This window comes from Amycolatopsis orientalis DSM 43388, from assembly GCF_000411975.1.
GTDB classification, from domain to species: domain Bacteria; phylum Actinomycetota; class Actinomycetes; order Mycobacteriales; family Pseudonocardiaceae; genus Amycolatopsis; species Amycolatopsis orientalis_D.
Genome location: NZ_ASXG01000046.1, coordinates 70,234 through 93,165 on the forward strand (window position 1 = coordinate 70,234; position 22,932 = coordinate 93,165).

Here is a 22,932-nt window from a genome sequence, read left to right on the forward strand (position 1 = left end):
TGTCAGGATTCGACTCCGGACTCGCTCAACCCCGTCAGCCGCTCCCGGATGTCCGCGAAATGTTCGGTCATCGCGGTCCGGGCGAGGCGCGGATCACCCGCACGCAACGCCCGAACGATCGCCCGGTGCTGCTCGGCAGTGTGCGCGACGTTCTGCTCGTCCGTCGCCAGCGTCAGCGCGGACTCGGCCGCGTGGTAAGAGTCCCAGAACAGATCCACTAGCTGGCCTACCAGCGGATTCGCGAGGCCGGCGTACAGCGTGCGGTGGAACTCCCGGTCGACTTCCGGGTCCAGGGAGGTCCGGACCATCTCGTCGCACAACTCGTCTAGCCGCGCCAGCGTCCCGGCGGGCAGCGCGCCTGCCAGCGTGTCCATCGTGCCGACTTCGACGAGTTCGCGGATGTCGACCAGGTTGAGCAGACCGGCCGGTCCCCCGTCGGTCAGGGTCCGGAACACCAGCGACGGCGCAAGCACCGTCAGCGAACCTTCTCCGACGAACGTCCCGTGCCCGTGCCGGATGTCGACGATGCCCAGCGCCCGCAGGCCGCGGATCGCTTCTCGCACGGTGTTGCGCGATACCTCGAGATGGTCGATGAGTTCCAGCTCGGTGGGCATCGGGTCGCCGGCGCGCAGGCCGCGCTCGCGAATCAACCGCAGGATTTCGGCCGCGAGCGGATCCCCGCTCGCCGGACGCCTCCTGCCTGCCGTGGTTCGGGTCATCGCAACCTCTCTCCCGGAACTCGCCCTTTACTTGAGACCGAAGCGCCTCTACTCTACCTCACAACGTTGGACGTCCAACGTCCAACGTTGATCGGCCCTGGAGGAGCAATGACGCACACCGAAGTGCCCGCGCGGTGGTACCGCCAGATCGACCGCAGCCAGTGGAAGGCGTTCGCCGCCGCGTGGCTCGGCTACCTGCTCGACGGATTCGACTTCGTCCTCATCACGCTCGTGCTGACCGAGGTCAAGGACACGTTCCACCTGACCACCGCGGAAGGAGCCGCACTCGTCTCGGCCGCGTTCGTCTCCCGGTGGGTCGGCGGCCTGGTGATCGGCGCGCTCGGCGACCGGTACGGCAGGCGGACCGCGATGATCGCGTCGATCGTGCTGTTCTCGGCCGGCACCCTCGTCTGCGGGTTCGCCCCGTCCTACGGGGTGCTCTTCGCGGCCCGGCTGGTGATCGGTCTCGGCATGGCCGGGGAATACGGTGCCAGCTCCACCTACGTGATCGAGTCCTGGCCGCAGCACCTGCGCAACAAGGCCAGCGGGTTCCTCATCTCCGGCTACTCGATCGGCACGGTCGTCGCGGCCGGCGCATACGCGCTGGTCGTGCCCGCTTGGGGTTGGCGCGCGCTGTTCTGGATCGGGCTGGCGCCCATCGCCGTCGCGGTGTGGCTGCGGCGGAGCCTGCCCGAAGCCCGCGACTGGGCCGAGGCGGAGAAAACCGGCCAACCTACCGTGCTGGACATCCTTTTCCGCGGCCGTCGCGCAGCGGTCAACCTGGTGCTCGGCGCGGTCGCGCTGACCTCGCTCGTGCTGATCTTCACGCACATCGCGAATTCGGCGGTGCTGGTGGTCCCGCTCGCGCTCGTCACGGCCGCGGTCTTCGTCGCCTACATGGTGCAGTTCTCCGGAAAGCGGTGGCCGACCGGGATCACCGTGATGGTGATCGTGTTCTGCGCGTTCCTCTACTCCTGGCCGATCCAGTCGCTGCTGCCCACCTACCTCAAGACCAGCCTCGGCTACGACCCGGCGCATACCAGCACGGTCCTGTTCTTCGCCGGATTCGGCGCGGCGGTCGGCTGCTGGGTGGCCGGCTTCACCGGCGACCGCTTCGGCACCGCGCGGGCCTACTGGGTCAGCCTGCTGATCTCCCAGGTGCTGATCTTCCCGGTGTTCGCGCTCGGCGGACAGCGGCTCGTCCTGCTCGGCGTGCTGCTGTTCCTGCAGCAGGTGTTCGGCCAGGGCATTTCCGGGCTGCTGCCGAAATGGATCGCCGGGTACTTCGACGTCCACCACCGCGCGGCGGGACTCGGCTTCACCTACAACGTCGGCGCGCTCGGCGGAGCGGTTGCCCCCGTGCTCGGCGCGAGCCTGGCCACCCATCTGACCCTCGGGACCGCGCTGGCCGTCCTGTCGTTCTCGCTGACCTTCGTCGTCCTGATTCTCATCGCGATCGACGCCCCGACCCGGCTCCAGCGGCTGCTGCGCCCGGACGCGGCCTGGGCCACTGACGCGGTCGACGGCAGGACCCGCCCGGCCGCCCGGGCCAGCGCACTGAACCACCCGCTCTCGAACAGCAAGGAAACCCTGTGATCACCGCACCGCTGCGCGGCGTCGTTCCGCCGGTCTGCACCCCGCTCACCGCCGACTTCGAAGTCGACGTGCCGTCGCTGGAACGGCTTCTGGACCACCTGCTCGACGCCGAGGTCGACGGCCTCTTCGTGCTCGGCTCCACCAGCGAAATCGCGTTCCTGCCCGATGCGCACCGGCGCACTGTGCTGGAGGTGGCCGTCGCGCGCACCGCGGGTCAGGTCCCGGTGCTGGCCGGCGCGATCGACATGACGACGCTGCGCGTTCTCGACCAGGTGCGGGCAGCGGCCGCGGCGGGCTGCGACGGTGTCGTCGTCACCGCGCCGTTCTACACGCGCACCCATCCGGCCGAGATCGACCGGCACTTCCGGCTGGTCGCCGAGCACAGCCCAGTCCCGGTTTTCGCGTACGACCTCCCGGTTTCGGTGCACACGAAGCTGCCCGCCGACCTGCTGTGCGCCTGGGCCGCCGACGGCGTCCTGGCCGGGCTGAAGGACTCCAGCGGCGACGAGTCGGCCATGCGGTCGGTGGCGATCGCGACCCGGGATTCGGCACCGGCGTTCAGCGTCCTCACCGGGTCCGAGACCACAGTGGACACCGCGCTGCGGATGGGAGTGCACGGCGTGGTGCCCGGCCTCGGGAATGTGGATCCGCACGGCTACGTCCGGCTTTACCGCCATTGCGCGGCCGATGAATGGGACGCGGCGGCTAAGGAACAGGAACGGCTGATCCGGCTGTTCGACCTCGTCAACGCGGGAGCGACCGACCGGATGGGCCGCGGGTCGTCCGCGCTCGGCGCCTTCAAAACGGCGCTGCACCTGCTCGGCGTCATCGCCTGCCCGGTCACCGCTCCCCCGCAGATTCCCTTGCGCGCGGACGAAATCGAGCACGTCCGCATCCGCCTCGCCGAGAGCGGCCTCCGGTGACCCGGACCGCGGGCGTCGACATCGGAGGCACGAAAATCGCCGCCGGACTCGTCGACGACGGCGAGGTCGTGCGAGTCCTCCGGAGGCCGACGCCGGCCGGAGGGGCCGCCGCGGTGCTCGACCGGGTCGCGACGATGCTGGGCGAGCTGGCCGAACCGTTCGCGGCCATCGGGGTCGGCTCGCCCGGCATCGTGCGCGACGGGACGGTCGTCTCGGCAACGGATGTCGTGCCCGGATGGGCGGGAGCCCGCGTACGGGAACGGTTGTCCGCCCAGTTCGGTGTGCCCGTGGCGGTGGACAACGACGTACGCGCGATGGCATTCGGGGAATCCCGGCATGGTGCCGGAAGCCGGGATGGACTCGTACTGTACGTCTCGGTCGGCACCGGCCTCGGCGGTGCCCTGACCCGCCGCGGTGCCCTCGTGCACGGCGCGCACGGGAGCGCGGGAGAGGTCGCGCACTTGCTGACCCCCGTGCGCGGCGCGGTGCCGTGCGGCTGCGGCCGTTTGGATCACCTCGAGGCGATCGCCGCCGGACCGGCAATCGCGGCCGCGTACTCGACCCGCGCCGGGGGCGAACCGGTTTCCCTCCCGGAGGTCGCGACCCGGATGCGGTCCGGCGACTCGGCCGCAACCGCGGTCGTGACGGAGACGGGCCGGCTGCTCGGGCGAGTGCTGGCCGGATTCGTGACGGCCATCGACGCCGACGCGGTCGTCCTCGGCGGAGGTGCCGGACTCGGCCTCGGCGAGCCGTTCGTCCGCGCCGTCGCCGAGGCCCTGCGTTCAGAAGTGCGGCCGTCCGGCCGGCCCGTGGAAGTGCGACCGGCACTGCTGGGCACCGAGGCCCCGATCGTCGGCGCCGCGCTGCTGGCGCTGGAGCAAGGAGCAAGGTAATGCGATTGACCCGGGAAGAATTCGTCACCGCGATCGACGGCCGGCTGATCGTCTCCTGCCAGGCCCCGGCCGGGCATCCATTGCGGGACACCGAGGCGATCGTCCGGATGGCACTGGCCGCTGTCCGAGGCGGAGCCGTCGCGATCCGATGCGGAGGCGTCGGCGGTGCGCCGGACGTGGCCGCGGTGAGCGCTGCGGTCGACGTCCCGGTGCTCGGGCTGACCAAGGACGGTACCGAAGGCGTGTACATCACCCCGACCGTCGCGGCCGCGCACGCCGTGCTCGACGCCGGCGCGGCCGTAGTCGCCAGCGACGGCACGCAACGCCCCCGACCCGACGGTTCCGTTTTCGCGGACATCGTGCGCGCAGTCCACGATCGCGGCGGCCTCGTGCTCGCCGACGTGTCGACTGCGGCGGAAGGGATCGCAGCCGTCGAAGCAGGGGCCGATCTGGTCGCCACCACACTTTCCGGATACACCGCCAATTCCCCGCGCCGGGACGGGCCCGACCTCGACCTCGTCGCGGCCTTGCGGAAAGCGCTGCCGGACGAACCGATCATCGCCGAAGGCCGTTACCACACGCCGGATTCAGTAGCCGCCGCGCTGGCCAGCGGAGCGACCGCCGTGGTCGTCGGCACCGCGATCACCGACCCGGCATGGCTGACCGCGTCCTTCGCCGCGGCGGCATCCGGCCGAGGGTGACAGTGCCCGGATTCCGTGCGCCAGTCGGGTTTCGTCCGCGACGCCTTGGCAGCCCGTGACGCCAAGGCTGGTGATTGGGTCGCGCATCGACGTTTCCGCGTCGCCACTGCTTACCCGTTGCAGCGCGCTCGCGGCGCCGGACCGACCCGCCCGTCCTGAGTTCCTGGCTCGCGGAAGCCCTCGAGCCGCGCTGGAGGGCTGAGGGAGCAGGGCGAGACGTTGCCGGTGCCGCACCTACGCGGAACGCGGTTCCTGGGACCGCCGTCGTCGGATCGCTGAGTGCGGCCCCGACAACTGGGCGATCATCTGCACGTCTCGCTGACCTGGCTCCGAAGAGACCCGGCACAGGGAGCGCAGTCACGAGAAACTCTGGCTCGTACGCGAAGGAACGCTCACGCGAATGCGACCGCCGCATCCACCCATAAACTATGACACCAATTGCAGCGGGACACCACCGACCCTCCGGCCGAGGGACCCTGCTCAAGCTTCCCGGTCCCCGGACAGGACCTCGTCCACGTCCGGCCACAGGATCCGGCTTTCCAGGCTCGCCGGCTGGTCCTTCTGCAGTCCGTCCACCACCGACTTGATCATCACGTGCGTGATCGCTCGGGCGGACGCGCCGTCGCCCGCGCGGATTGCGGCCACTACGGTTGCGATCCGGTCGGTCAGCTCGTCGCGGCTGCCCTTCGGGAATCGCCACGGCACCGTCGTGGTCATCACCGCCAGCGCGGGCACGATGGCGGCCAGCACGTCGTTGTGCGACGCCTCCGCCACCCGCAGGTGGTAGCGCCCGCTGTGCGCGGCGAATTCCGGGCCGCGCCTGCGGCGGGCCGAGCGCAGCGACGCGACGGACTCGTCCAGCAGCTCCAGATCGGCGTCCTTCCGGTGCGCCGCGGCCAGCGCGGCGACCTCGGGTTCGATCGCCAGCCGCGATTCGAACACCGTGCGCAGCGTCGCCCCGCGGAACTGCACCACCATGCCCAGCGCGCTGCCGACTACCGATGGTCCGGGCGTCACCAGCCGCGGGCCGCCGCGCGGGCCTGCCTTGACCACGACCGCGCCCAGGAAAGTGAGCAGCCGCAACGCTTCCCGCAAGGTGCCGCGCGAGACGCCGTACCGCTCGATCAGCGTCGCCTCGTCCGCGAGCGCGGAGCCCGGTTCGAGCCCTCGCGCCAGGAAATCCCGCACGATCCGCCGTGCCGTGCTCGCGGGCAGCGAGCCCCGGCGGATCGTCGGCTCTGTCGCCGTCATGGCTTCCCTCCCCGCTCGCGCCGTGCCAACTAGTGTATCGATTACCCGCCCGCAGCCGGGGCGCCGGGCGCGACGGCGAGTCCGCGGGCGGCCAGGAACCGGGCGATCCGGCTCAGCCCCTCGGCGTGCGCGGGCAGGGTCGGCAGCTGCAGGAAGCCGTGCGGAGCCCCGGCGACCACCGCCAGTTCGTGCGGGACCGCGGCGGCGGCGAGCCGTTCGGCGAGCGAGCGGGATTCGCCGAGCAGCGGATCCTGGTCGCCGACGAGGACGAGGCTGGGCGGGAACCCGGCACAGTGGCGTTCGGGATGCAGCCGCGGATCGTCGAGCAGCTGCCGCGCGTCTTCGGGCTCCAGGTAGAGCTGCGTGTCCGGGTCGCGCCCGCCGACCAGATGCTCCACCACCGGCAGCGACCGCTGGACGTCGTAGATGCCGTAGCACAGCAAAGCGGCCTCGACCGGCCCCGCGGCGCCGGTCGCCAGTGCCGCCGCCGCGAGGTTCGCGCCTGCCGAGTCCCCGCCGAGCAGCAGCCGGTCCGGGTCTCCCCCGAACCTCGCCGCCGCCGAACGAGCCCAGGCGACGGCGTGCAGCGTGTCCTCGACCGCGGCCGGGAACCGGTGCCGCGGCGCGCGCCGGTAGTCGACGACCAGGGTCAGCAGGCCGAGCGTCGCGAGGTCCGCGGCGAGGCGCCGATGGGTGGCCGGCGCGCCCATCACCCACGCGCCGCCGTGCAGGTACACCAGGGTCGGGAACGGAGGTTCGCCCACCGGCCGGTACACGTCAGCGGTGACCTGCCACCCGTTCGCCTCGCGAAGGGGCACCTTCAGCTCGATCCCGCCGACCTCGGGCATGCCCTGGTTGGTGTAGGCGTCGAACGAGGCGAGGAGTTCCTTCGCGTCGCCCGCGGCGGGAGGCACGAGGGTCCGCTGGAACTCCAGAAGTTCCGGCGGGAGCGGGATTTCCGGCATCAGGCGGCGACCCGGATCGTCTGCCCGGTGACGTGCCTGCTGTCGGCCGAGGCGAGGAACAGGATCACGTCGGCGACCTCGGCCGGTTCGCCGTCGCGGCCGAGCGGCTGCACGTCGCGGTACGCCTGGACGTAGTCCGCCGCGACGGCTTTCGTGAGGCTGTCGTTCCAGATCAGGCCCGGCATCACCGCATTGGCCCGGATCCCGTCCGCGGCGCCTTCCTTGGCCAACGCCCGGGTAAGGCCGAGCACCCCGGCTTTCGCCGCGGCGTAAGCGACTTCGCCGAACGGCGCCGGGGATTCCGCGGCCAGCGAGGACACGTTCACGATCGCCGGGGCGGCCGACTGCCGCAGCAACGGCCACGCGGCGCGGGCGTGCAGGAAGTGCGCCGTCAAGGAGGTGGACAGCACCCGGTTCCAGTTCTCCAGGCTGGTGTCCGGAAACGGAGCCAGCTGGTTCAGGCCGACGCTGTTGACCAGGACGTCCAGCTGCCCGAACGTCTCGGTCACGTCGGCGAACAACGTCCGCACGCCCGCTTCGTCGGCCGCGTCCAGCGTTCGGGCGAGCACGTTCTCCTCGCCCGCCGCCGCGGTCAGTTCGTCCTGGAGCCGGTCCAGCCGCTTCGCGCTCAGGTCGGTGACGACCACGCGCGCCCCCTCGGCGAGCAGCCGCCGCGCGACGACCCCGCCGATCCCGGCGCCGGCCGCCGCGTTGACCATCGCCACTTTTCCGTCGAACCGCTTGCTCATCATCGTCCTTCCGCCGGACCGTCGATCCGGTAGTCCGCCAGGTCGGCTTCCTTCGTCATGCGCCACCAGTCGAGCACCCGCCACGGATTGCTCACCACGACCCGGCCGCGCGCATTGCGGTAGTAGGTCGTGATGCCCGGATGGGTCCAGATCATCCGCTCGTGCGCGGCGGCGACCTCGGCGTTGTACTTCTCGCTGACCTCCGGGCGGCAGTCGGCGACGGTCGCGCCCGCCCGGCCCATCCGGTCCAGCAGGCTCAGCACGTACCGCATCTGGCATTCGAGGTAGAAGATCAGGCTGCCGCCGTGCCCGGCCTGGGTGTTCGGGCCGTACAGGCAGAACAGGTTCGGGAAACCCGGGATCGCGGCGCCCAGGTAGGCCTGCGCGTCATCGTCGTCCCACACCTCGCGCAGCGTCCGCCCGTCCCGGCCGGTCACCTCGAACGACGCGAGGAACCGCACGACGTCGAAGCCGGTCGCGAAGATCAGCACGTCGAACTCGACCTCGCGGCCGGATTTCAGCCGCGCTCCGGTCGGCAGGATCCGCTCGATCGGGTCGGTGACCAGCTCGACGTCGTCCCGGCGCAGCGTGCGGTACCAGCCGTTGTCGAGCAGGATGCGCTTGCCGAACGGCGGGTAGTCCGGGGTGGCCTTCTCGATCAGGTCGGGACGGCCGGCGAGTTCGCTTTCCAGGTAGCGGGTGAAGAACCGGCGGTGCCCGTCGTTGATCGCGTTGATCGACCGCTCCGGATGCGGCCACTCCGGATCCCGTTGCAGGGATTCGTACAGCGTGTCGTTGAGCACCCAGGCGAGCCGTTCCCGGTACCAGAACCGGTAAAGCGGGACTTCGCGCAGCAGAAACCGGACCGGTTCGGGGATGTCCTGCTGGAACTTCGCGAACGGAGCCACCCAGTGCGCCGACCGCTGGAACAGCGTCAGCGACGCGGCCGTGCCGGCGATCGCGGGCACCACCTGCATCGCGCTCGCTCCGTTGCCGATCACGCCGACCCGTTTGCCCGCGAGGTCGAGCCCTTCCGGCCACTGCGCGGTGTGGCACGACTCCCCGGCGAACTCGGCCAGCCCGGGCAGGTCCGGCAGCTTCGGCGTGCCGAACGCCCCGACCCCGCTGATCAGGATGTTGGCCCGGAGCGTTTCCCGTCCTCGCGGGCCCTCGACCTCGACCGTCCACATTCGCGCCGATTCGTCCCAGGCCGCGGAAAGGACCACAGTGGACAGTCGGATGCGGTCGCGCAGCCGCCATTGGTCGGCGACGTCTTCGAGATAGTCGTGCAGTTGGTCGCGGGAGGCGTAGTAACGCGGCCAGTCCGCCACGACGGTCGAGTACGAGTAGAGATGGCTCGGCACGTCGACGCCGCATCCCGGATAGCGGTTGTGCCACCAGGTGCCGCCCACGTGGTCGTTCTTCTCCACGACCGTGCACTCCACCCCCGCGGCACCGAGCCGGTGGGCGGCCAGCAGGCCGGATATCCCGGCGCCGACGACGATCGCGGTGAAGCCCGCGGGCACGGCCGTTTCGTGGACCGGATCCTCGCCGCGCGTGGCGATGCCCAGGTCGTCGGCGATCATCGGGCCGTACTCGGCCGGGACGGACTCGCCCATGGCGACCGAAAGCATCCGGGTGAGCAGTTCCTCGCCCGGATCCGGCAGCGCCACGGGTTTCCCTTGGCGCCACGCGATGATCGCGTCGGCGGCGGCTTGCCGGATCTCGTCCCCCACCTGCTCGGGCAGGCCGCCGGTGTCGTTCTCGTCCAGTCCGCGCCCGCGGGTCGGCCGGTACGGCGCTTCCAGCCACCGCTGGTCGCCGGTGAGCTGCACCAGGACCATCAGCAGCGTGGGCACGTTCGCGTCCCGGACCGCCGCACGCACTGTCGCCGCGAACGTTTCGTGCATCGCGCAGCGTCCTTTCCCGTCGCCCGTCATCCGTTGACCAGCCGGTCGCGGCCCGCCCAGTACCGCGCCTTCAGTTCGCGGCGCATGATCTTCCCGGTGCCGGTCTTGGGCAGTTCGTCGACGAATTCCACCGTGCGCGGCCGTTTGTAGGCGGCGATCGTGTCGAGGCAGACCTGCTCGATCTCCGCCGCGGTCACCGCCGCTCCCGCGCGCGGGACCACGACCGCGCGCACCGTCTCGCCCCACCGGTCGTCCGGCACGCCGACCACGGCGACCTCCGCGACGCCGGGCAGCGTGTAGATCGCGTTCTCCACCTCGGTCGGGTACACGTTGAACCCGCCGCTGACGATCATGTCCTTCTTGCGGTCCACGATCCGCAGGAACCCGTCGACCATCCGGCCGACGTCGCCGGTCGCGATCCAGCCGCCGTCGAGGATCGTCTCCGCGGTCTCCTCCGGCAGGTTCCAGTACCCGGCCATCCCCGCGTCCCCGCGCAGCTGGATTTCGCCCGCCTCGCCGTCCGCGACCGGCTGCCCGGCGCCGTCCACGAGCCGCATCTCGATGAACGGGCTCACCCGGCCGGCCGAGCCCAGCCGGGGCGGCAGCTCGCCGCCGGGGTCGAAGAGATGGTCCTGTTTCGGCAGCCACGAGGACCACGGCATCTCGGTGAGCCCGTAGGACTGCACGAACACCGGGCCGAGCACGGCAATGGCGCGGGCGAGCCGGTCCGGCGCGATCGGCGAGCCGCCGTAGAGCACGGTGTGCACGCTCGACACGTCGTATTTGCCGGACTCCAGCACCGGGAGCATCAGGTTGATCATCGTCGGCACGAGCGGCAGTACGGTCACCCGGTGCTTCTCGACCAGCGCGGCGAGCTCTTCGGCGTCGAAGCGGTCCAGGGCGAGCTGGCTCGCGCCGCGCATGAAGTACGCCAGCATCGCGTAGCCGCTGAGATGGGTCAGCGGCGCGGTGTGCGCCAGGACGTCGGAACTCGCCGCGCCGGGCAGCTCCACCAGCACGTTCCGGATGATCGACAGCAGGCTCCGGTGCGTGTGCACCACGCCCTTCGGCTTCCCGCTGGTGCCCGAGGTGTATGGCATCCACGCGAGGTCTCCCGGCCAGACCTCCGCCGGTTCCGCCTCCCGCTCGGGGAAAAGGTCCTGGAACGGGACCGCGTCGCCGGCGGGTTCGTCGAGCGCGACGAGCGTTCCGCCGACCACCGCGCTGATTTCGGCGAGGCGCTCCCCGTCGACGATCACCGCACGGGCGCCGCAGTCCGTCACGATCTCGGCCACTTCGCGCGGATGCAGCCGGTAGCTCAGCGCGACGCGGACGAACCCGCCGATCGCCAGCGCGTGGTCGAGGACGAAGCATTCGGGCCGGTTCTTCGTCAGCACCACGACCCGGTCGCCCTTGGTCAGCCCGAGCGAGCGCAGCCCGCCGACCAGCCGCCGGGCCAGCGAACCCAGCTCGCGGTAAGACACGGTGCGCCCGTCGCGCTCCAGGATCGCAGGCAGGTCCGCGAATTCCCGGTGGCCGCGCAGCAGCACGGACGCCACCGTCGGTCCGCCGGAGGCTTCCTTCGGTTCGTTCACGTCGATACCTCCTCGGATAACTCTTATACTAATAAGCGCCGTCAGAGGAGGCTGTCAAGGCCGCTAACTATGATACTAATAGGGAGACGAAGGGAGCCTCCATGGGCACAGCCGACAGCGAAGTCGCACTCGTCACCGGCGCGGGAGGCGCGATCGGCGCGGAAATCTGCCGTGCGCTGCGCGCCGCCGGGATCCGGGTCGCACTCGCCGACGTCGACGAAGCCGCACTCGAACGCACCGTCGCGGACTTGGGCCCCGGCGACGACCTCGCGTCGTTCGCGGCCGACCTCGCCGACGACCGGAAGACCGCCGAACTGCCAGAGCGGGTGCGCGAGCGCTTCGGCGGACTGGACATCCTGGTCAACAACGCCGGGGTCCGCGAGGTGCTCCCGCTGCTCGACCTCACGCCCGACCAGTGGCGGCGCACGCTCGACATCGACCTGGTCGCGCCGTTCACGCTGGCGCGGGCGGCGATCCCGGGCATGATCGCCCAGGGCGGCGGGAAGATCGTCAACATCGCGTCGATGGCCGGGCTCGCCGCGTTCCGCGACCGAGCCGCCTACAGCAGCGCCAAGGCGGGGCTGATCATGCTCACGAAAGTGATCGCCGTGGAGTGCGGCGACCAGGGCATCCGGTGCAACGCCGTCGCCCCGGGCGTCGTCGAGACCCCGATGACCAGTTCGTTCTTCGGCTCCGCCGACCTGACCGCCTCGATCCGCGCGAACACCCCGATGCGGCGCTGGTGCGGCCCGGCGGAGATCGCCGAGCCGGTCGTGTTCCTGTGCGGCCCGCGAGCCCGGTTCGTCAACGGCGCCGTCATCCCGGTCGACGGCGGCTGGACCGCGGGCTACGTCGGAGCCGAACTCTCGCCCCGGCCGAAGGAGTCCTGACGTGCTGACCCACGAAGAACTCTCCGCGAAACAGGAAATCGCCGACCTGCTGCTCGGGTACTGCCGCGGCATCGACCGCTGCGACGCCGACCTGGTCAAGCAGGCGTTCTGGCCGGACGCCTACGACAACCACGGCGCGGACGCGGGCCCGGCATGGGAATTCGCGGACCGGATCGTCGCGGCGAAACTCGCGACCACGGAATGGACCACGCACGCGGTCACCAACCACCTCGTCGAACTCGACGGCGACCGCGCGTTCTCCGAAGCGATCGTGCTGACCTTCCAGAAACAGAAGGACCAGGACGAGATCAACGTCTTCTGCGGCCGCTACGTCGACCGCGTCGAACGACGCGACGGGAGCTGGCGCATCGCCTACCGGCAGATGATCCACGACTGGAGCGGTTCCACCGTGCTCGCGCCATGGGCGCTGGGCAGCGTCGCCAGCGGAGCGTTCGTCCAAGGCGCCCGCCGCGACGCCGATTTCGTGACCGGCCCCGGCCGTGCGGACCTGATGGGAGCGAAATGAAAGCCCGCGCCGCGGTCCAGGTCGCCGACCGGCGATTCGAGATCGAAGAATTCGACGTGCCCCGGATCGGCCCCGAGGAAGCGCTTCTGCGGGTGGACGCGTGCGGCATGTGCGGCAGCGACGTCGAACAGTACGACGGAGGATTCGCCGCGCTCGGCGTGACCTATCCGGTCATCCCCGGCCACGAACCGATCGGCACCGTCGCCGAAATCGGGCCCGAGGCCGCGCGTCGCTGGGGCGTGCGCGCCGGGGACCGGGTCGCCGTCGAACCGGTGCTCGGCTGCGGTTCCTGCCGGGCCTGCCTCACCGGTTCTTACCGCCGGTGCAAGGGATCCGGCAACGGCGCGGCGATCAACGCCTACGGCTACCTGCCGACCGCGCTGACGCCGAGCCTGTGGGGCGGCTACGCCGAATACCTGTATCTGCACCCGCGCACCGTGCTGCACAAGCTGCGCGACGATCTGCCCCTGGAACTGGCCGCGCTCTACCAGCCGATGGCCGCCGGGATCCGCTGGTTCGCCCACGATTCCGGGCTGCGCAGCGGAGACACCGTAGTGATCCTCGGTTCCGGGCAACGCGGTCTGGCCGGGATCGTCGCCGCGCGCGACGCCGGCGCCGGCCGGATCATCGTGACCGGCCTGGCCCGCGACGCGCACAAATTGGAGCTGGCCAAGCTTTTCGGCGCGGACGTCACGGTGGTCGCCGACGAGGAGGACACTGTCGCCGCGGTCGCCGAGCACACCGGGGGCGAAGGAGCCGACGTGGTCGTGGACGTCACCGCGGTCTCGACTCAGCCCATTGTGGACGCGATCGCCGTCGCCAAACCCGGCGCGACCGTCGTGCTGGCCGGGGTCAAAGGCTCCGGCGCGACTGTTCCCGGCTTCCTGCCGGACGCGGTGATCACCAAGGAGCTCACCGTGAAAGGCCTGTGGTCACAGGACATTCGCGCGTTCGAGCCCGCACTGCGGCTGATCGAATCCGGCAAGTACCCGCTGATGCAGATGCACACCCACACCTTCGGCCTCGGCTCCGTCGCACAAGCCGTGGAGACACTGGCCGGACGCGTGCCCGGGGAGGACGCGGTGCACGTGATGATCGCCCCGCACGCCGGCTAGGGACGATTGCGGATCAAGTAGGACAGCAGACCGGTCTGCGCGACGACGCCGTCCTGAGTCACCAGGTCGTACCGCACCCGGACGACCCCGGCGTCGCCGCGGCCGGTCCTCCGCGTGCCGATCACCCGCGCCCTCGTGTGCACGGTGTCGCCGAACCGAAGCGGCGCCTGGAATTCCCAGTTCTCGATGCCCAGCAACGCCAGCGCGGAACCCTCGAACGCACCGGTCCGCGAACTGAGGCCGAGGCACCACGACAATCCGAGCGCGCCGTGCGCGACCCGTTCGCCGAAGCGCCCTTCCGCCGCGGCGACCGCGTCGGTGTGCATCGGGTTGTAGTCCCCGGTCGTGGCGGCGAACGACACCACGTCCGCTTCGGTCACCGTGCGACCGGGCGAAACCAGTTCGTCGTCCTCCCCCATCGCCGCGAAATCCTCGAACCACAGCGGCACGGTGAACCACCTCCGGGAGGTACCGTACTTCGCTCCCGCGGGCGGCGTCGGATGCTCCTCCCCGTTCCGGAGCGAAACCGTCAGCGATCGGCTGCCGAACTGTCGGTGCTGGCGGCCCAGGAGGACAGCAGCAGCAGGCCGTCGTGGGACGGGCTGCCGGGTTCCGCGGTCCACACCACCAGCTGCTGCTCCGGGTCCGCGGCGCAGGTCAGCGCGTCCCAGTCGAGGGTCAGCTCGCCGGCGACCGGATGCTTGAGCACCTTGCTGCCGCGGTCGCGGGCAGTCACCCGGTGATCGCTCCACCAGCGGCGGAAATCCTCGTCCCGCAAGGAAAGCTCGCCCACCAGCGCGGCCATCCGCTGGTCGTGCGGGTCGCGGCCGGCCTCCATCCGCAGCATCGCCACCGCGGTGCGGGCCATCGGCTCCCAGTCCCGGTGCAACGACTTGAAGACCGGATCGGAGAACAGCAGCCAGACGTAGTTGCGCTGTTTCTCCGGCAGCCGCTCGAAATCGGCGAGCAGGACGGTGGCCATGCGGTTCCAGGCGAGCACGTCCATGCCGCGGCCCAGGACGAACGCCGGGCTGGTGGTCAGCTCGTCCAGCATCCGCCGCAACGCCGGCAGCACCTTCCGCGCGGAACGGCGCCGCGGGCGGGCCGCGTCCTTGCCGGCCAGCTCGAACAGGTAGGCGCGTTCCTCGTCGTTGAGCCGCAGCACCCGGGCGAGCGTGTCGAGCACCGGCGCGGACGCCTGCCTGCGGCCCTGCTCGATGCGGGTGTAATAGTCCGGGCTGATCGAAGCCAGCAGCGCGACCTCCTCGCGGCGCAGGCCCTTCACCCGCCGCTGCGCCCCGGTCTCGGGCAGCCCGACCGCGCTCGGGCTCACCTCCGCCCGGCGGGCCTTGAGGAACTGCCCCAGTTCGCTGTTGCCTTCGCTGCTCATGCCTTCAGTGTCGCAGCGGATCGGCCGGGTTGCCGCGGCCGATCCTGTCCCTGGGACAGCCCTGTCCCAGGCTGAAACCGGCCCATTGTCGGGTCCGTTGCCGCGCGGCATCGTCGAAGACAGCGGCCGGAGCATCCGACCCGGCCGAAACCCCTTGGCAACACGGGAAAGAAGACGAGAGACGATGAAGACGAACGTGCGCTTCCCCAGCGCCGGCCTCAGCCTGGCCGGCCTGCTGTTCACCCCCGACGACCACACCGGCGCCCCGCTTCCCGCGGTCGTCGTGTCCCACCCCGGCGGCGGCGTCAAGGAACAGACCGCCAGCATCTACGCCGAGCGCCTGGCCCGCGAGGGCTACGCGGCACTCGTGTTCGACGCTGCCTACCAGGGCGAGAGCGAAGGCGAACCGCGCGGGCTGGAGAACCCGTTCCAGCGCGGCGAGGACGTCCGCGCCGCGGTCACCTACCTGACCACCCGCGACGACATCGACCCGACCCGCATCGGCGCGCTGGGCATCTGCGCGTCCGGCGGCTACGTGCCGTTCGCCGCGCAGACCGACCACCGGATCAAGGCCGTCGCCACGGTCAGCGCGGTGGACATCCGCAGCCTGCTGGTCGAAGGCCTCGGCCGCACCCAGGGCCCGGAGGTCCTGCAGGCGATGCTGGACCAGGCCGGCGCGCTGCGCACCGCCGAAGCCCGCGGCGAAGCGCCGGTCACGCAGAACTGGGCGCCGGAAAGCCCCGAGGGCCTGGAAGAGGCGCCGACGCTGTACCGCGAGGCACAGGACTACTACCGCACTCCCCGCGGCGGGCACTGCAACTCCACGAACGAGTGGCCGCTGCGCAGCATCGACCAGATCGCCCAGTTCGACCCCTACGCGATGATCAAGCTGATCGCGCCGCGCCCGCTGCTGATGATCATCGGTTCGGACGCCGACACCGGCTACTTCAGCCGCGAAGCCGTCGAGAAGGCCGACGAGCCGAAGGAACTCTTCGTCGTCGACGGCGCGACCCACATCAGCCTCTACGACAAGGACGAGCACGTCACACCGGCGGTCGCGAAGCTGACCGGTTTCTTCGGCGAGCACCTCTGACCAGCGCCCTGGTGTGCGGGCGACCGGATCGCGCCCGCACACCAGGCTGTGTTGTACGGAAGGAACTCGGCTTGGCCGCTGGCTATCTCGGAGTTCGGATGTCCGTGCGGATCGGCCTCGACGCTCTGCGATCGCCTCCACGAGTGAACTGCGGCCGGGATCGGCACGAACTCGACCCGGTCGTCGCGGTCGAGATGCTCGCAGAACCGCTCGCCGCCCAGCACCATCCCCGCCTCCGGGGCGTCGGCGACGGCACCCTATCGGCGTGCGGGCCGACCAGCCAATCGCGCACCAAGCCCGCACCCGGAGCCCGGCCGCGAGCACCTGGAGCCGTACGTGAATCTTGACACCACCCGACACCCCGGATGATGGAATATATTATACTTGTTAGCCAGTCCCCCTGAGAATGGAGTGCGCGTGCCCGCGCCGAGCGTACGGAACGAGTTGGTGTCCTTCCACAGCGACGGTGTCCGCCTGGTCGGCGACCGCCGCGTCCCCGACGGCACCGCCCGCGGCACGGTGGTCTTCCTGCACGGAGGCGGGCAGACCCGGCACTCCTGGGGCAAGGCCGCCGAACGCGTCGCCCGGAGCGGATGGACCACCCTCGCCCTCGACGCCCGCGGGCACGGCGACAGCGCATGGGCCCCCGACGGCCGCTACACCCTCGACGCCTTCGTCGGCGACCTGCGCGCAGTGCTCGACGACCTGCCCGAAACCCCGGTGCTCGTCGGGGCCTCGCTCGGCGGCATCACCGCCCTGTCCGCCGCCGGAGAACACCCCGGATGCGCCGCCGGGCTGGTCCTGGTCGACGTCGCACCCCGCATCTCGACCGCCGGACGCGCCCGCATCATCGAATTCATGGCCGGTGCCCCCGACGGATTCGCCACGCTCGACGAAGTCGCCGACGCCGTCCACGCCTACAACCCGCACCGCCGCCGCCCCCGCAACCTCGACGGGCTCCGCAAGAACGTCCGGCAACGGGAAAACGGCCGCTGGTACTGGCACTGGGACCCGAAATTCCTCGACTTCGGGGACGAACCCAGCCGCAACACCGAAGCCAACCGGCTCGCCGACGCCGCCCGCGCCCTGCGAATCCCCACCATGCTCGTGCGCGGCAGCGAATCCGACGTCGTCACCGCCGAAAGCGTCGAAGACCTCCGCAAACTCGTGCCGTCGGCGCGATTCGAAGAAGTCCACGCGGGACACATGGTCGCCGGCGACGACAACGACGTCTTCACCACCCACCTCATCGACTTCCTCGCTACCACCTGAGCCAGCGGCGTCGGCAACTCATCCGGTTCGTGCGACCAGCAGAGAATTCAGCTCCCGCCGGCCGATCTCGATAGCCTCCAGCTCCGTGTTTTCGTCGTCCAGGTGGTCCACCAGCATGGCCAAGGATCCTGTCGACCGCAATCACGGTGCGATCCTGAAGTCCCGATTCTTCAAAGGGAACCCCCTCGTACGGCCGGGGATCGCCGAGGATCGCCGCTGCCACATGCGCCCCCTGGTCCAGCGCGTTCGACACCGCTTCAAGCCGCACCAGCCGACCGGTCTCGTCGACGGGAAACGCGGCGCAATCGCCGATCGCGTAGACATCCGGGGCGGGCGTCGCGAGGCGGCGATCGACGCAGATCCCGTTGTCCACCGGCAATCCCGCTGCTGCGGCCAGCTCCGAGTTGGGGACCACGCCGATGCTCGAAACCACCACGTCGGCGGCCAGGTGCGCTCCGTCGGACAGCTGTACCGCGCTCACGCGGCCGTCGTGGCCGACGTCGAACCCCACGACAGCGAGACCGAAACGGATCCGCAGTCCGCGCTCGACGTGGGCGTCTCCCAGCCGGACCGCCAGGTCCGGAGACACCGCGCGCGCCATTACCCGGTGGTCCATTTCCACGACATCGACGGTCAGCCCGAGATTCTGGGCCGCACAGGCCACTTCGAGGCCGAGGAATCCGGCGCCGATCACCACCAGCCGCCGAGCATGAGCCCGGTGCCGCACGCGAGTCGGCGTAACCGACCTCCGGTCGCGGCTTGCCATCCGCCGGAAGGCAAGCCGCCGTTCACTCCGAAAGTCTGCTCGGTGACCTGGTCAGGATGACCGAACCGCCGCGCGCGCCGACTAGATGCGGGCCAGCAACCGCTGCTCGCTCAGTTTGGAGAAGGAGTCATGCCCGCCAGATCTGGTCCCCCGCGCGAGTCAGCACCACGTTCGGCACGGCGGCGTGCGCCGACAGACGAGTGATCGCGAGCGTCAGTTCCGCGACATCCCCTGCGGTGAGCATCGCGTCGCGGGCGAGAGAGTCTCGTTTCCACGCCGTCAGATCGGTATCGACGTAGCCGGGACTGAGCGCGGTCGCGGTGACGCCGTTCGCGTGCTCCTCGAGGGTCACTGTCTCGCACAGCGAGATCAGCCCGGCTTTGCTGGCCCCGTATGCGGCGAGACCGGGCTCTCCCGCCACGCCGGTGATAGACGCGAGCGCGACAATCTTCGCGCCCGACGCCGGGTTGAGCGCGGCTGTCTCGCGCAATACCGGCAGGCACAACTGAATCAGCTGGAACTGGGCGCGCAGGTTCACGTTCAGCACCAGGTCGTAAGTCTTCATCGGCATCTCGGCGAGCGGGCCCTCCGCGCCGACGCCTCCGTTGAGGACGAGCAGGTCCAGCCGGTCGGCGCCGGACCGGTGCGCGTCGACGAGAGCGCGGAGATCGTCGTCGGACGCGAGGTTCGCCACGACAGGGGTAACCTCGGCGCCGGTTTCCGCTGCGATTTCTCCTGCGGTGCGGAGCAGCCCTTCTTCCCGGCGCGCGGAAAGGGTGAGCGCATAGCCCTCGAGGGCGAGCCGGCGCGCGATTTCCCGTCCGATGCCGCGGGAGGCGCCGGTGACGAGAGCGACGGGTCGGTTCATGCGAGTCCTGCTTTCAGGGTGTGGTGGCCCGATCGCACGAGGGCGGGCACGGCTTCGCCGACGGTGTCGAAGCCCTCGCCGACCGTCTCGCCCGCGAGGTGGCGCTGGTGGATTCCCTCGGCGATGACGGCGAGTTTGAAATAGCCCAGTGCCCGGTAGAACTCCAGGTCGGCGAGGGAACGGCCGCTCGCGCTCGCATACGCCGCCGCGAGTTCCTCGGGCGACAGGAAACCCGGGTTGGCACTGGGCGCGTGCCGGGCGCCGAGCACCGGCTCGCTGACCGGGTCCCAGTACACCAGCAACAGGCCGAGATCGGCCAGCGGATCGCCGAGGGTCGCCATCTCCCAGTCGACGATCGCCGCGATCCGGCCGGCGTCCGACCGGTCGAGGATCGTGTTGTCCAGCCGGTAATCCCCGTGCACGATCGCCGCTTCCGACCGCGCCGGCACGGCCGCGGCCAGCCGGTCGTGCAGTGCCGTCAGCTCGGGCAGGTCCCGGGTCGCCACCCGGTCCCATTGGCCGCGCCAGCGCCGCAGCTGGCGGTTCAGATATCCGGCCGGGCGGCCGAAATCGCCCAGTCCGATCTCCTCGCAGGGCACCGCGTGCAGCCGGGTGAGCGCTTCGACGAGCGCGATCGAGCAGCGGCGCGCCTCTTCGGGCTGCAGGACGGCCGCCTCGTGTCCGTCCTGCAGCGTCCGTCCCTCTACATAGGACACGACGGAGAAGGGGACACCGAGCACGTCCGGGTCTTCGCACAACGCGACCGCCTCGGCGACCGGCACCCCGGTGCCGGCGAGTGCGGCGACGACGCGGAACTCCCGGGCCATGTCGTGCGCGGTCGGGGTGAGAACGCCGAGCGGCGGGCGGCGCAGCACCCACCGCGCGGCACCGTCGGTGACCAGATACGTCAGGTTCGACTTTCCGCCGGTCAACAGGCGGAGGCTGAGCTTCCCCGCCGCCCCGGGCACGTGGGCGTCGAAGAACTTCCGCAGCGCGGGAAGGTCGATGCCGGGCAGCGTCACCGGCCCTCCTCCAGTCGGCGCTGCGCACGGCGAATCACGCGGCGCGCGATCGACCAGCGGTGGGTTTCCGACGGACCGTCGTAGATCCGGAACGGCCGGACCTCCCGGTAGAGCCGCGACAACGGGGCGTCGCCGGAGATGCCGAGCGCGCCGCAGACCTGCAGGGAACGGTCCACGACCCGGTTGACGGCCTCGGCGACGAACGTCTTGGCGATCGAGGTGATGTGCCCGGCGGGCGCGCCGGTGTCGATGTCCCAGCAGGCCTTGAGGATCAGTGCCCGGCTCGTCTCGATGTCGATCTCGTTGTCGGCGAGCAGCTGCTGCGCCATGCCAAGATCGCCGAGCCGGCCGCCGAACGCTTTCCGGGTGGCGGCCCGTTCCGCGGCGAGGTCGGCCGCCCGGCGGGCCGTGCCCAGCCACCGCATGCAGTGCGTCGTCCGGGCCGGTCCGAGCCGGACCTGTGCGTACTCGAACCCCTTGTCCGGTTCGCCGAGGACCGCGTCGGCGGGGACTTCCAGATCGGTGAAGCGCAGTTCCGCGTGGCCGGCGAACATGCTCTCGTCCAGGGTTTCGATGTCCCGCACCCGCGTGAAGCCCGCTGCGCCCGCGTCGACGAGGAACATCGTGGCGCCGCCGCGGGAGCCCGGCTCGCCGCTCGTCCGGGCCATCACGATGGCGAAGTCGGCGTCCCGGGCGCCGGTGATGAACCACTTGTGGCCGTTGATGAGCCAGCCCGCGGAGGTGCGTTCCGCGGTGGTCCGCAGCGCGCTCGGGTCCGAACCGGCGCCGGGTGCGGGTTCGGTCATCGCGAAGCAGGATCGGGCGGCGCCCGCGGCCAGCGGCCGGAGGTAGCGTTCGCGTTGCTCCGGCGTGGCCACCCGCTCCAGCAGATGCATGTTGCCCTCGTCCGGTGCCGCGCAGTTCAGCGCGAGCGGACCGAACAGCGAGTAGCCCGCCGCCTCGAAAACCGGCGCGCGGTCGCGCATGTCCAGCCCCAGTCCTCCGTATTCGGCGCTGACGTGCGGGCTGAACACCTTCGCCTCGCGGGCCGCCTCCTGCAATGCCCGGCGGACCGAGTCGGGGGCGTCGTGCGCGGACCCGCGGTGCTCGGTCTCCACCGGAAGCACGACGTCGCGGACGAGGTTTTCGATGCGGCGCACGATGTCCGCGACGTCAGGCGAGACGTCGAACTGCACTGGCACAGGTTCTCCTCAGAGGATTCGCTTGGTACACAGGGAAAGCGCCGCGGTCAGGTTCCGGCGCGCGCCGCGGCTCGCCGCGCGGCGAACTCGAGCGCGTCGGCCCAAGCGGCGCCTCGGGCAAGGAGAGCGCGGTACTTCATCACCACGGATTGCCCGTTCAGCGTCAGCACGCCGGTGAGCCGGTCGCCGCGGCGGTAGAGCGCGACGAACCGGTCTGTCTCGGGATCCCCGGACACCACCCGGACCTCGTCCGCGCCGGGCACGCCGACGAACTGGATGCGGCTCCCGTACCAGTCCGACCAGAAGTACGGCACCGTCGAATAAGGCTTCGCGTTCGCCGGATCCAGCGCGTTGCGGGCCGCGGCGGCGCCTTGTTCCGCCGCGCTGGTCCAGTGCTCGATCCGCATGACCTCGTCGAAGAGCGGGTTGTGCCAGCGCGCCACGTCCCCGGCGGCGAAGACGCCGGTCGCGCCCTCGGCGGCCAGCGACGCGTCGCACCGGACGCCGTTGCCGATGTCCAGTCCGGACCCGGCGAGCCACCCGGTAGCCGGATCGGCGCCGATCCCCGCCACCACCAGGTCGGCGGGCAGCACGGTTCCGTCCGCGAGCCGCACCCCGGTGACCTTCCCGGCCGTGCTCGTGATCTCCCGCACCGCCACGCCGCAGCGCAAATCAGTGCCGGCCCGGTGGTGCAGGCCAGCCACCGCCTCGCCCAGTTCCTCGCCGATCGCCCGGACCAGCGGCGTCGGCGCGGCTTCCACGATCGTGACCGGCAAGCCGCGTTTACGCGCCCCCGAGGCGACCTCGGAGCCGATGAACCCCGAACCGATGACCACCGTGCGGGCACCGGAGTCGAGAGCGGCGCGCACCGCGACGGCGTCGTCGAGAGTCCGAAGGGTGTGCACGCCGGCGATGCCTTCCGTGCCGGGCAGCCGCCGGGCCGTCGCCCCGGTGGCGATGACCAGTGCGTCGTACCGGATCTCGCCTCCCCCGGCCAGGACCGCCTGGTCGGCCGGGTCGACCGCCTCGGCGGGCGTTCCGAGCCGGAGGTCGACTCCGAGTTCGTCGCGCAGGTGGCGTTCTTCCCGGAAAGTCACGTCGGGCTTTTCGTCAGCGTCGAGGTACGCCTTCGACAACGGAGGACGGTCGTAAGGGAGGTGTTCCTCGTCGCCGATCAGCGTGACGGCGCCGGTGAACCCGGCTTTGCGGGCGCCTTCCACCGCACGCAGCCCGGCCAGGGAGGCACCGACGACAACCAACCGCTCGGTCACTGCTCGGCCAATCGGAGCGCTTCGGTGGGGCAGCCTTCGACGGCCGCGCGCACCTCGTCGAGGCGATCGTCGTCGACGGTTTCGGTCAGCAGCATCAGATCGCCGTTCTCGTCGACCTCGAAGACCTCTGGCGCCATGGCTTCGCAGATGCCGAGCCCGGTGCACTTGCTGCGATCGACAGTGACCTTCATGGCAAATCCCTTTCGTGGTGGCGA

At 70.7% G+C, this 22,932-nt stretch carries 23 protein-coding genes; 9 read left to right on the top strand and 14 right to left on the bottom strand.

Annotated elements, in window-relative coordinates; translation table 11 throughout:
* Positions 1–2: 2 nt before the first annotated feature.
* Positions 3–719 (bottom strand): FadR/GntR family transcriptional regulator, encoded by a 717-nt coding sequence (locus tag L942_RS08725; RefSeq protein WP_051165810.1) that lies wholly within the window; start codon positions 717–719, stop codon positions 3–5.
* Between the two features lie 108 nt (positions 720–827).
* Here L942_RS08725 and L942_RS08730 point away from each other — a divergent pair, with 108 nt between their 5' ends.
* The 4 genes from L942_RS08730 to L942_RS08745 are packed head-to-tail and all read left to right on the top strand — an operon-like array spanning position 828 to position 4,832.
* On the top strand, positions 828–2,315 hold the full coding sequence (locus tag L942_RS08730) for an MFS transporter (protein ID WP_037357295.1): 1,488 nt from the start codon (positions 828–830) through the stop codon (positions 2,313–2,315).
* Complete coding sequence (locus L942_RS08735; protein ID WP_200862748.1) at positions 2,312–3,238, top strand: dihydrodipicolinate synthase family protein; 927 nt, start codon at positions 2,312–2,314, stop codon at positions 3,236–3,238. The genes L942_RS08730 and L942_RS08735 overlap by 4 nt, the downstream gene beginning before the upstream one ends.
* A complete protein-coding gene (locus L942_RS08740) occupies positions 3,235–4,131 on the top strand; it encodes an ROK family protein (protein WP_037357297.1) in 897 nt (298 codons plus the stop codon). The genes L942_RS08735 and L942_RS08740 overlap by 4 nt, the downstream gene beginning before the upstream one ends.
* Positions 4,131–4,832 carry an N-acetylmannosamine-6-phosphate 2-epimerase gene (locus tag L942_RS08745; protein ID WP_037357300.1) on the top strand — a complete coding sequence of 234 codons (702 nt, stop codon included), beginning with the start codon at positions 4,131–4,133 and terminating at the stop codon, positions 4,830–4,832. Before L942_RS08740 ends, L942_RS08745 begins: the two co-directional genes overlap by 1 nt.
* Before the next feature lie 480 nt (positions 4,833–5,312).
* Here L942_RS08745 and L942_RS41930 read toward each other — a convergent pair whose 3' ends face one another.
* From L942_RS41930 to L942_RS08770, 5 genes are read right to left on the bottom strand one after another with little or no spacing between them, the layout of a single operon-like run.
* Positions 5,313–6,083 carry a FadR/GntR family transcriptional regulator gene (locus tag L942_RS41930; protein WP_051165811.1) on the bottom strand — a complete coding sequence of 257 codons (771 nt, stop codon included), beginning with the start codon at positions 6,081–6,083 and terminating at the stop codon, positions 5,313–5,315.
* 41 nt (positions 6,084–6,124) lie between these two features.
* Positions 6,125–7,048, bottom strand: a complete 924-nt coding sequence (locus tag L942_RS41935; protein ID WP_051165812.1) for an alpha/beta hydrolase — start codon at positions 7,046–7,048, stop codon at positions 6,125–6,127.
* Positions 7,048–7,797, bottom strand: a complete 750-nt coding sequence (locus tag L942_RS08760) for an SDR family NAD(P)-dependent oxidoreductase (RefSeq protein ID WP_051165813.1) — start codon at positions 7,795–7,797, stop codon at positions 7,048–7,050. Before L942_RS08760 ends, L942_RS41935 begins: the two co-directional genes overlap by 1 nt.
* Positions 7,797–9,707: a flavin-containing monooxygenase gene (locus tag L942_RS08765; protein ID WP_037357303.1), complete on the bottom strand. Its 1,911-nt coding sequence runs from the start codon at positions 9,705–9,707 to the stop codon at positions 7,797–7,799. Before L942_RS08765 ends, L942_RS08760 begins: the two co-directional genes overlap by 1 nt.
* A 26-nt stretch (positions 9,708–9,733) precedes the next feature.
* On the bottom strand, positions 9,734–11,302 hold the full coding sequence (locus tag L942_RS08770) for a class I adenylate-forming enzyme family protein (RefSeq protein WP_081654992.1): 1,569 nt from the start codon (positions 11,300–11,302) through the stop codon (positions 9,734–9,736).
* A gap of 101 nt (positions 11,303–11,403) precedes the next feature.
* Between L942_RS08770 and L942_RS08775 the strand changes: the two genes are divergently transcribed.
* Genes L942_RS08775 through L942_RS08785 form a run of 3 tightly spaced genes read left to right on the top strand, consistent with a single transcriptional unit; the run spans position 11,404 to position 13,833 of the window.
* Positions 11,404–12,192, top strand: a complete 789-nt coding sequence (locus L942_RS08775) for an SDR family NAD(P)-dependent oxidoreductase (protein ID WP_037357305.1) — start codon at positions 11,404–11,406, stop codon at positions 12,190–12,192.
* 1 nt (position 12,193) lies between these two features.
* Positions 12,194–12,718, top strand: a complete 525-nt coding sequence (locus tag L942_RS08780; protein ID WP_051165814.1) for a nuclear transport factor 2 family protein — start codon at positions 12,194–12,196, stop codon at positions 12,716–12,718.
* Positions 12,715–13,833, top strand: a complete 1,119-nt coding sequence (locus L942_RS08785) for a zinc-dependent alcohol dehydrogenase (RefSeq protein ID WP_037357307.1) — start codon at positions 12,715–12,717, stop codon at positions 13,831–13,833. Before L942_RS08780 ends, L942_RS08785 begins: the two co-directional genes overlap by 4 nt.
* Here L942_RS08785 and L942_RS08790 read toward each other — a convergent pair.
* Positions 13,830–14,282 (bottom strand): MaoC/PaaZ C-terminal domain-containing protein, encoded by a 453-nt coding sequence (locus tag L942_RS08790; protein WP_037357309.1) that lies wholly within the window; start codon positions 14,280–14,282, stop codon positions 13,830–13,832. The two genes, L942_RS08785 and L942_RS08790, sit on opposite strands and share 4 nt — an antisense overlap.
* Before the next feature lie 80 nt (positions 14,283–14,362).
* Positions 14,363–15,223 carry a helix-turn-helix domain-containing protein gene (locus L942_RS08795; RefSeq protein WP_037357311.1) on the bottom strand — a complete coding sequence of 287 codons (861 nt, stop codon included), beginning with the start codon at positions 15,221–15,223 and terminating at the stop codon, positions 14,363–14,365.
* A 184-nt stretch (positions 15,224–15,407) separates the two neighbouring features.
* On the opposite strand from L942_RS08795, the gene L942_RS08800 reads away from it, so the two are divergent.
* On the top strand, positions 15,408–16,316 hold the full coding sequence (locus L942_RS08800; RefSeq protein ID WP_037357313.1) for an alpha/beta hydrolase: 909 nt from the start codon (positions 15,408–15,410) through the stop codon (positions 16,314–16,316).
* A gap of 417 nt (positions 16,317–16,733) precedes the next feature.
* Positions 16,734–17,588: an alpha/beta fold hydrolase gene (locus L942_RS08805; protein ID WP_037357315.1), complete on the top strand. Its 855-nt coding sequence runs from the start codon at positions 16,734–16,736 to the stop codon at positions 17,586–17,588.
* Here the strand turns inward: L942_RS08805 and L942_RS42765 are convergent.
* From L942_RS42765 to L942_RS08835, 6 genes are all read right to left on the bottom strand, one after another.
* On the bottom strand, positions 17,578–18,354 hold the full coding sequence (locus tag L942_RS42765; RefSeq protein ID WP_081654994.1) for an FAD-dependent oxidoreductase: 777 nt from the start codon (positions 18,352–18,354) through the stop codon (positions 17,578–17,580). The two genes, L942_RS08805 and L942_RS42765, sit on opposite strands and share 11 nt — an antisense overlap.
* 127 nt (positions 18,355–18,481) lie before the next feature.
* Entirely contained in the window at positions 18,482–19,222 is a 741-nt protein-coding gene (locus L942_RS08815) for an SDR family NAD(P)-dependent oxidoreductase (RefSeq protein ID WP_037357319.1), read from the bottom strand.
* Positions 19,219–20,244 (bottom strand): phosphotransferase family protein, encoded by a 1,026-nt coding sequence (locus L942_RS08820; RefSeq protein WP_037357321.1) that lies wholly within the window; start codon positions 20,242–20,244, stop codon positions 19,219–19,221. Before L942_RS08820 ends, L942_RS08815 begins: the two co-directional genes overlap by 4 nt.
* Positions 20,241–21,446, bottom strand: coding sequence for an acyl-CoA dehydrogenase family protein (locus L942_RS08825; RefSeq protein ID WP_037357323.1), 1,206 nt, complete (start codon positions 21,444–21,446; stop codon positions 20,241–20,243). The genes L942_RS08820 and L942_RS08825 overlap by 4 nt, the downstream gene beginning before the upstream one ends.
* A 47-nt stretch (positions 21,447–21,493) precedes the next feature.
* Positions 21,494–22,717, bottom strand: coding sequence for an NAD(P)/FAD-dependent oxidoreductase (locus L942_RS08830; RefSeq protein ID WP_037357325.1), 1,224 nt, complete (start codon positions 22,715–22,717; stop codon positions 21,494–21,496).
* Positions 22,714–22,908, bottom strand: coding sequence for a ferredoxin (locus L942_RS08835; RefSeq protein ID WP_037357327.1), 195 nt, complete (start codon positions 22,906–22,908; stop codon positions 22,714–22,716). The genes L942_RS08830 and L942_RS08835 overlap by 4 nt, the downstream gene beginning before the upstream one ends.
* Positions 22,909–22,932 lie beyond the last annotated feature (24 nt).

Excerpts from the sequence above, each read along its gene's own strand:
- L942_RS08725 (WP_051165810.1), bottom strand. The coding sequence starts at position 719 with ATGACCCGAACCACGGCAGGCAGGAGGCGTCCGGCGAGCGGGGATCCG.
- L942_RS08730 (WP_037357295.1), top strand. The coding sequence starts at position 828 with ATGACGCACACCGAAGTGCCCGCGCGGTGGTACCGCCAGATCGACCGC.
- L942_RS08745 (WP_037357300.1), top strand. The coding sequence starts at position 4,131 with ATGCGATTGACCCGGGAAGAATTCGTCACCGCGATCGACGGCCGGCTG.
- L942_RS41930 (WP_051165811.1), bottom strand. The coding sequence starts at position 6,083 with ATGACGGCGACAGAGCCGACGATCCGCCGGGGCTCGCTGCCCGCGAGC.
- L942_RS41935 (WP_051165812.1), bottom strand. The coding sequence starts at position 7,048 with ATGCCGGAAATCCCGCTCCCGCCGGAACTTCTGGAGTTCCAGCGGACC.
- L942_RS08760 (WP_051165813.1), bottom strand. The coding sequence starts at position 7,797 with ATGAGCAAGCGGTTCGACGGAAAAGTGGCGATGGTCAACGCGGCGGCC.
- L942_RS08765 (WP_037357303.1), bottom strand. The coding sequence starts at position 9,707 with ATGCACGAAACGTTCGCGGCGACAGTGCGTGCGGCGGTCCGGGACGCG.
- L942_RS08775 (WP_037357305.1), top strand. The coding sequence starts at position 11,404 with ATGGGCACAGCCGACAGCGAAGTCGCACTCGTCACCGGCGCGGGAGGC.
- L942_RS08785 (WP_037357307.1), top strand. The coding sequence starts at position 12,715 with ATGAAAGCCCGCGCCGCGGTCCAGGTCGCCGACCGGCGATTCGAGATC.
- L942_RS08795 (WP_037357311.1), bottom strand. The coding sequence starts at position 15,223 with ATGAGCAGCGAAGGCAACAGCGAACTGGGGCAGTTCCTCAAGGCCCGC.
- L942_RS08800 (WP_037357313.1), top strand. The coding sequence starts at position 15,408 with ATGAAGACGAACGTGCGCTTCCCCAGCGCCGGCCTCAGCCTGGCCGGC.
- L942_RS42765 (WP_081654994.1), bottom strand. The coding sequence starts at position 18,354 with ATGGCAAGCCGCGACCGGAGGTCGGTTACGCCGACTCGCGTGCGGCAC.
- L942_RS08815 (WP_037357319.1), bottom strand. The coding sequence starts at position 19,222 with ATGAACCGACCCGTCGCTCTCGTCACCGGCGCCTCCCGCGGCATCGGA.
- L942_RS08835 (WP_037357327.1), bottom strand. The coding sequence starts at position 22,908 with ATGAAGGTCACTGTCGATCGCAGCAAGTGCACCGGGCTCGGCATCTGC.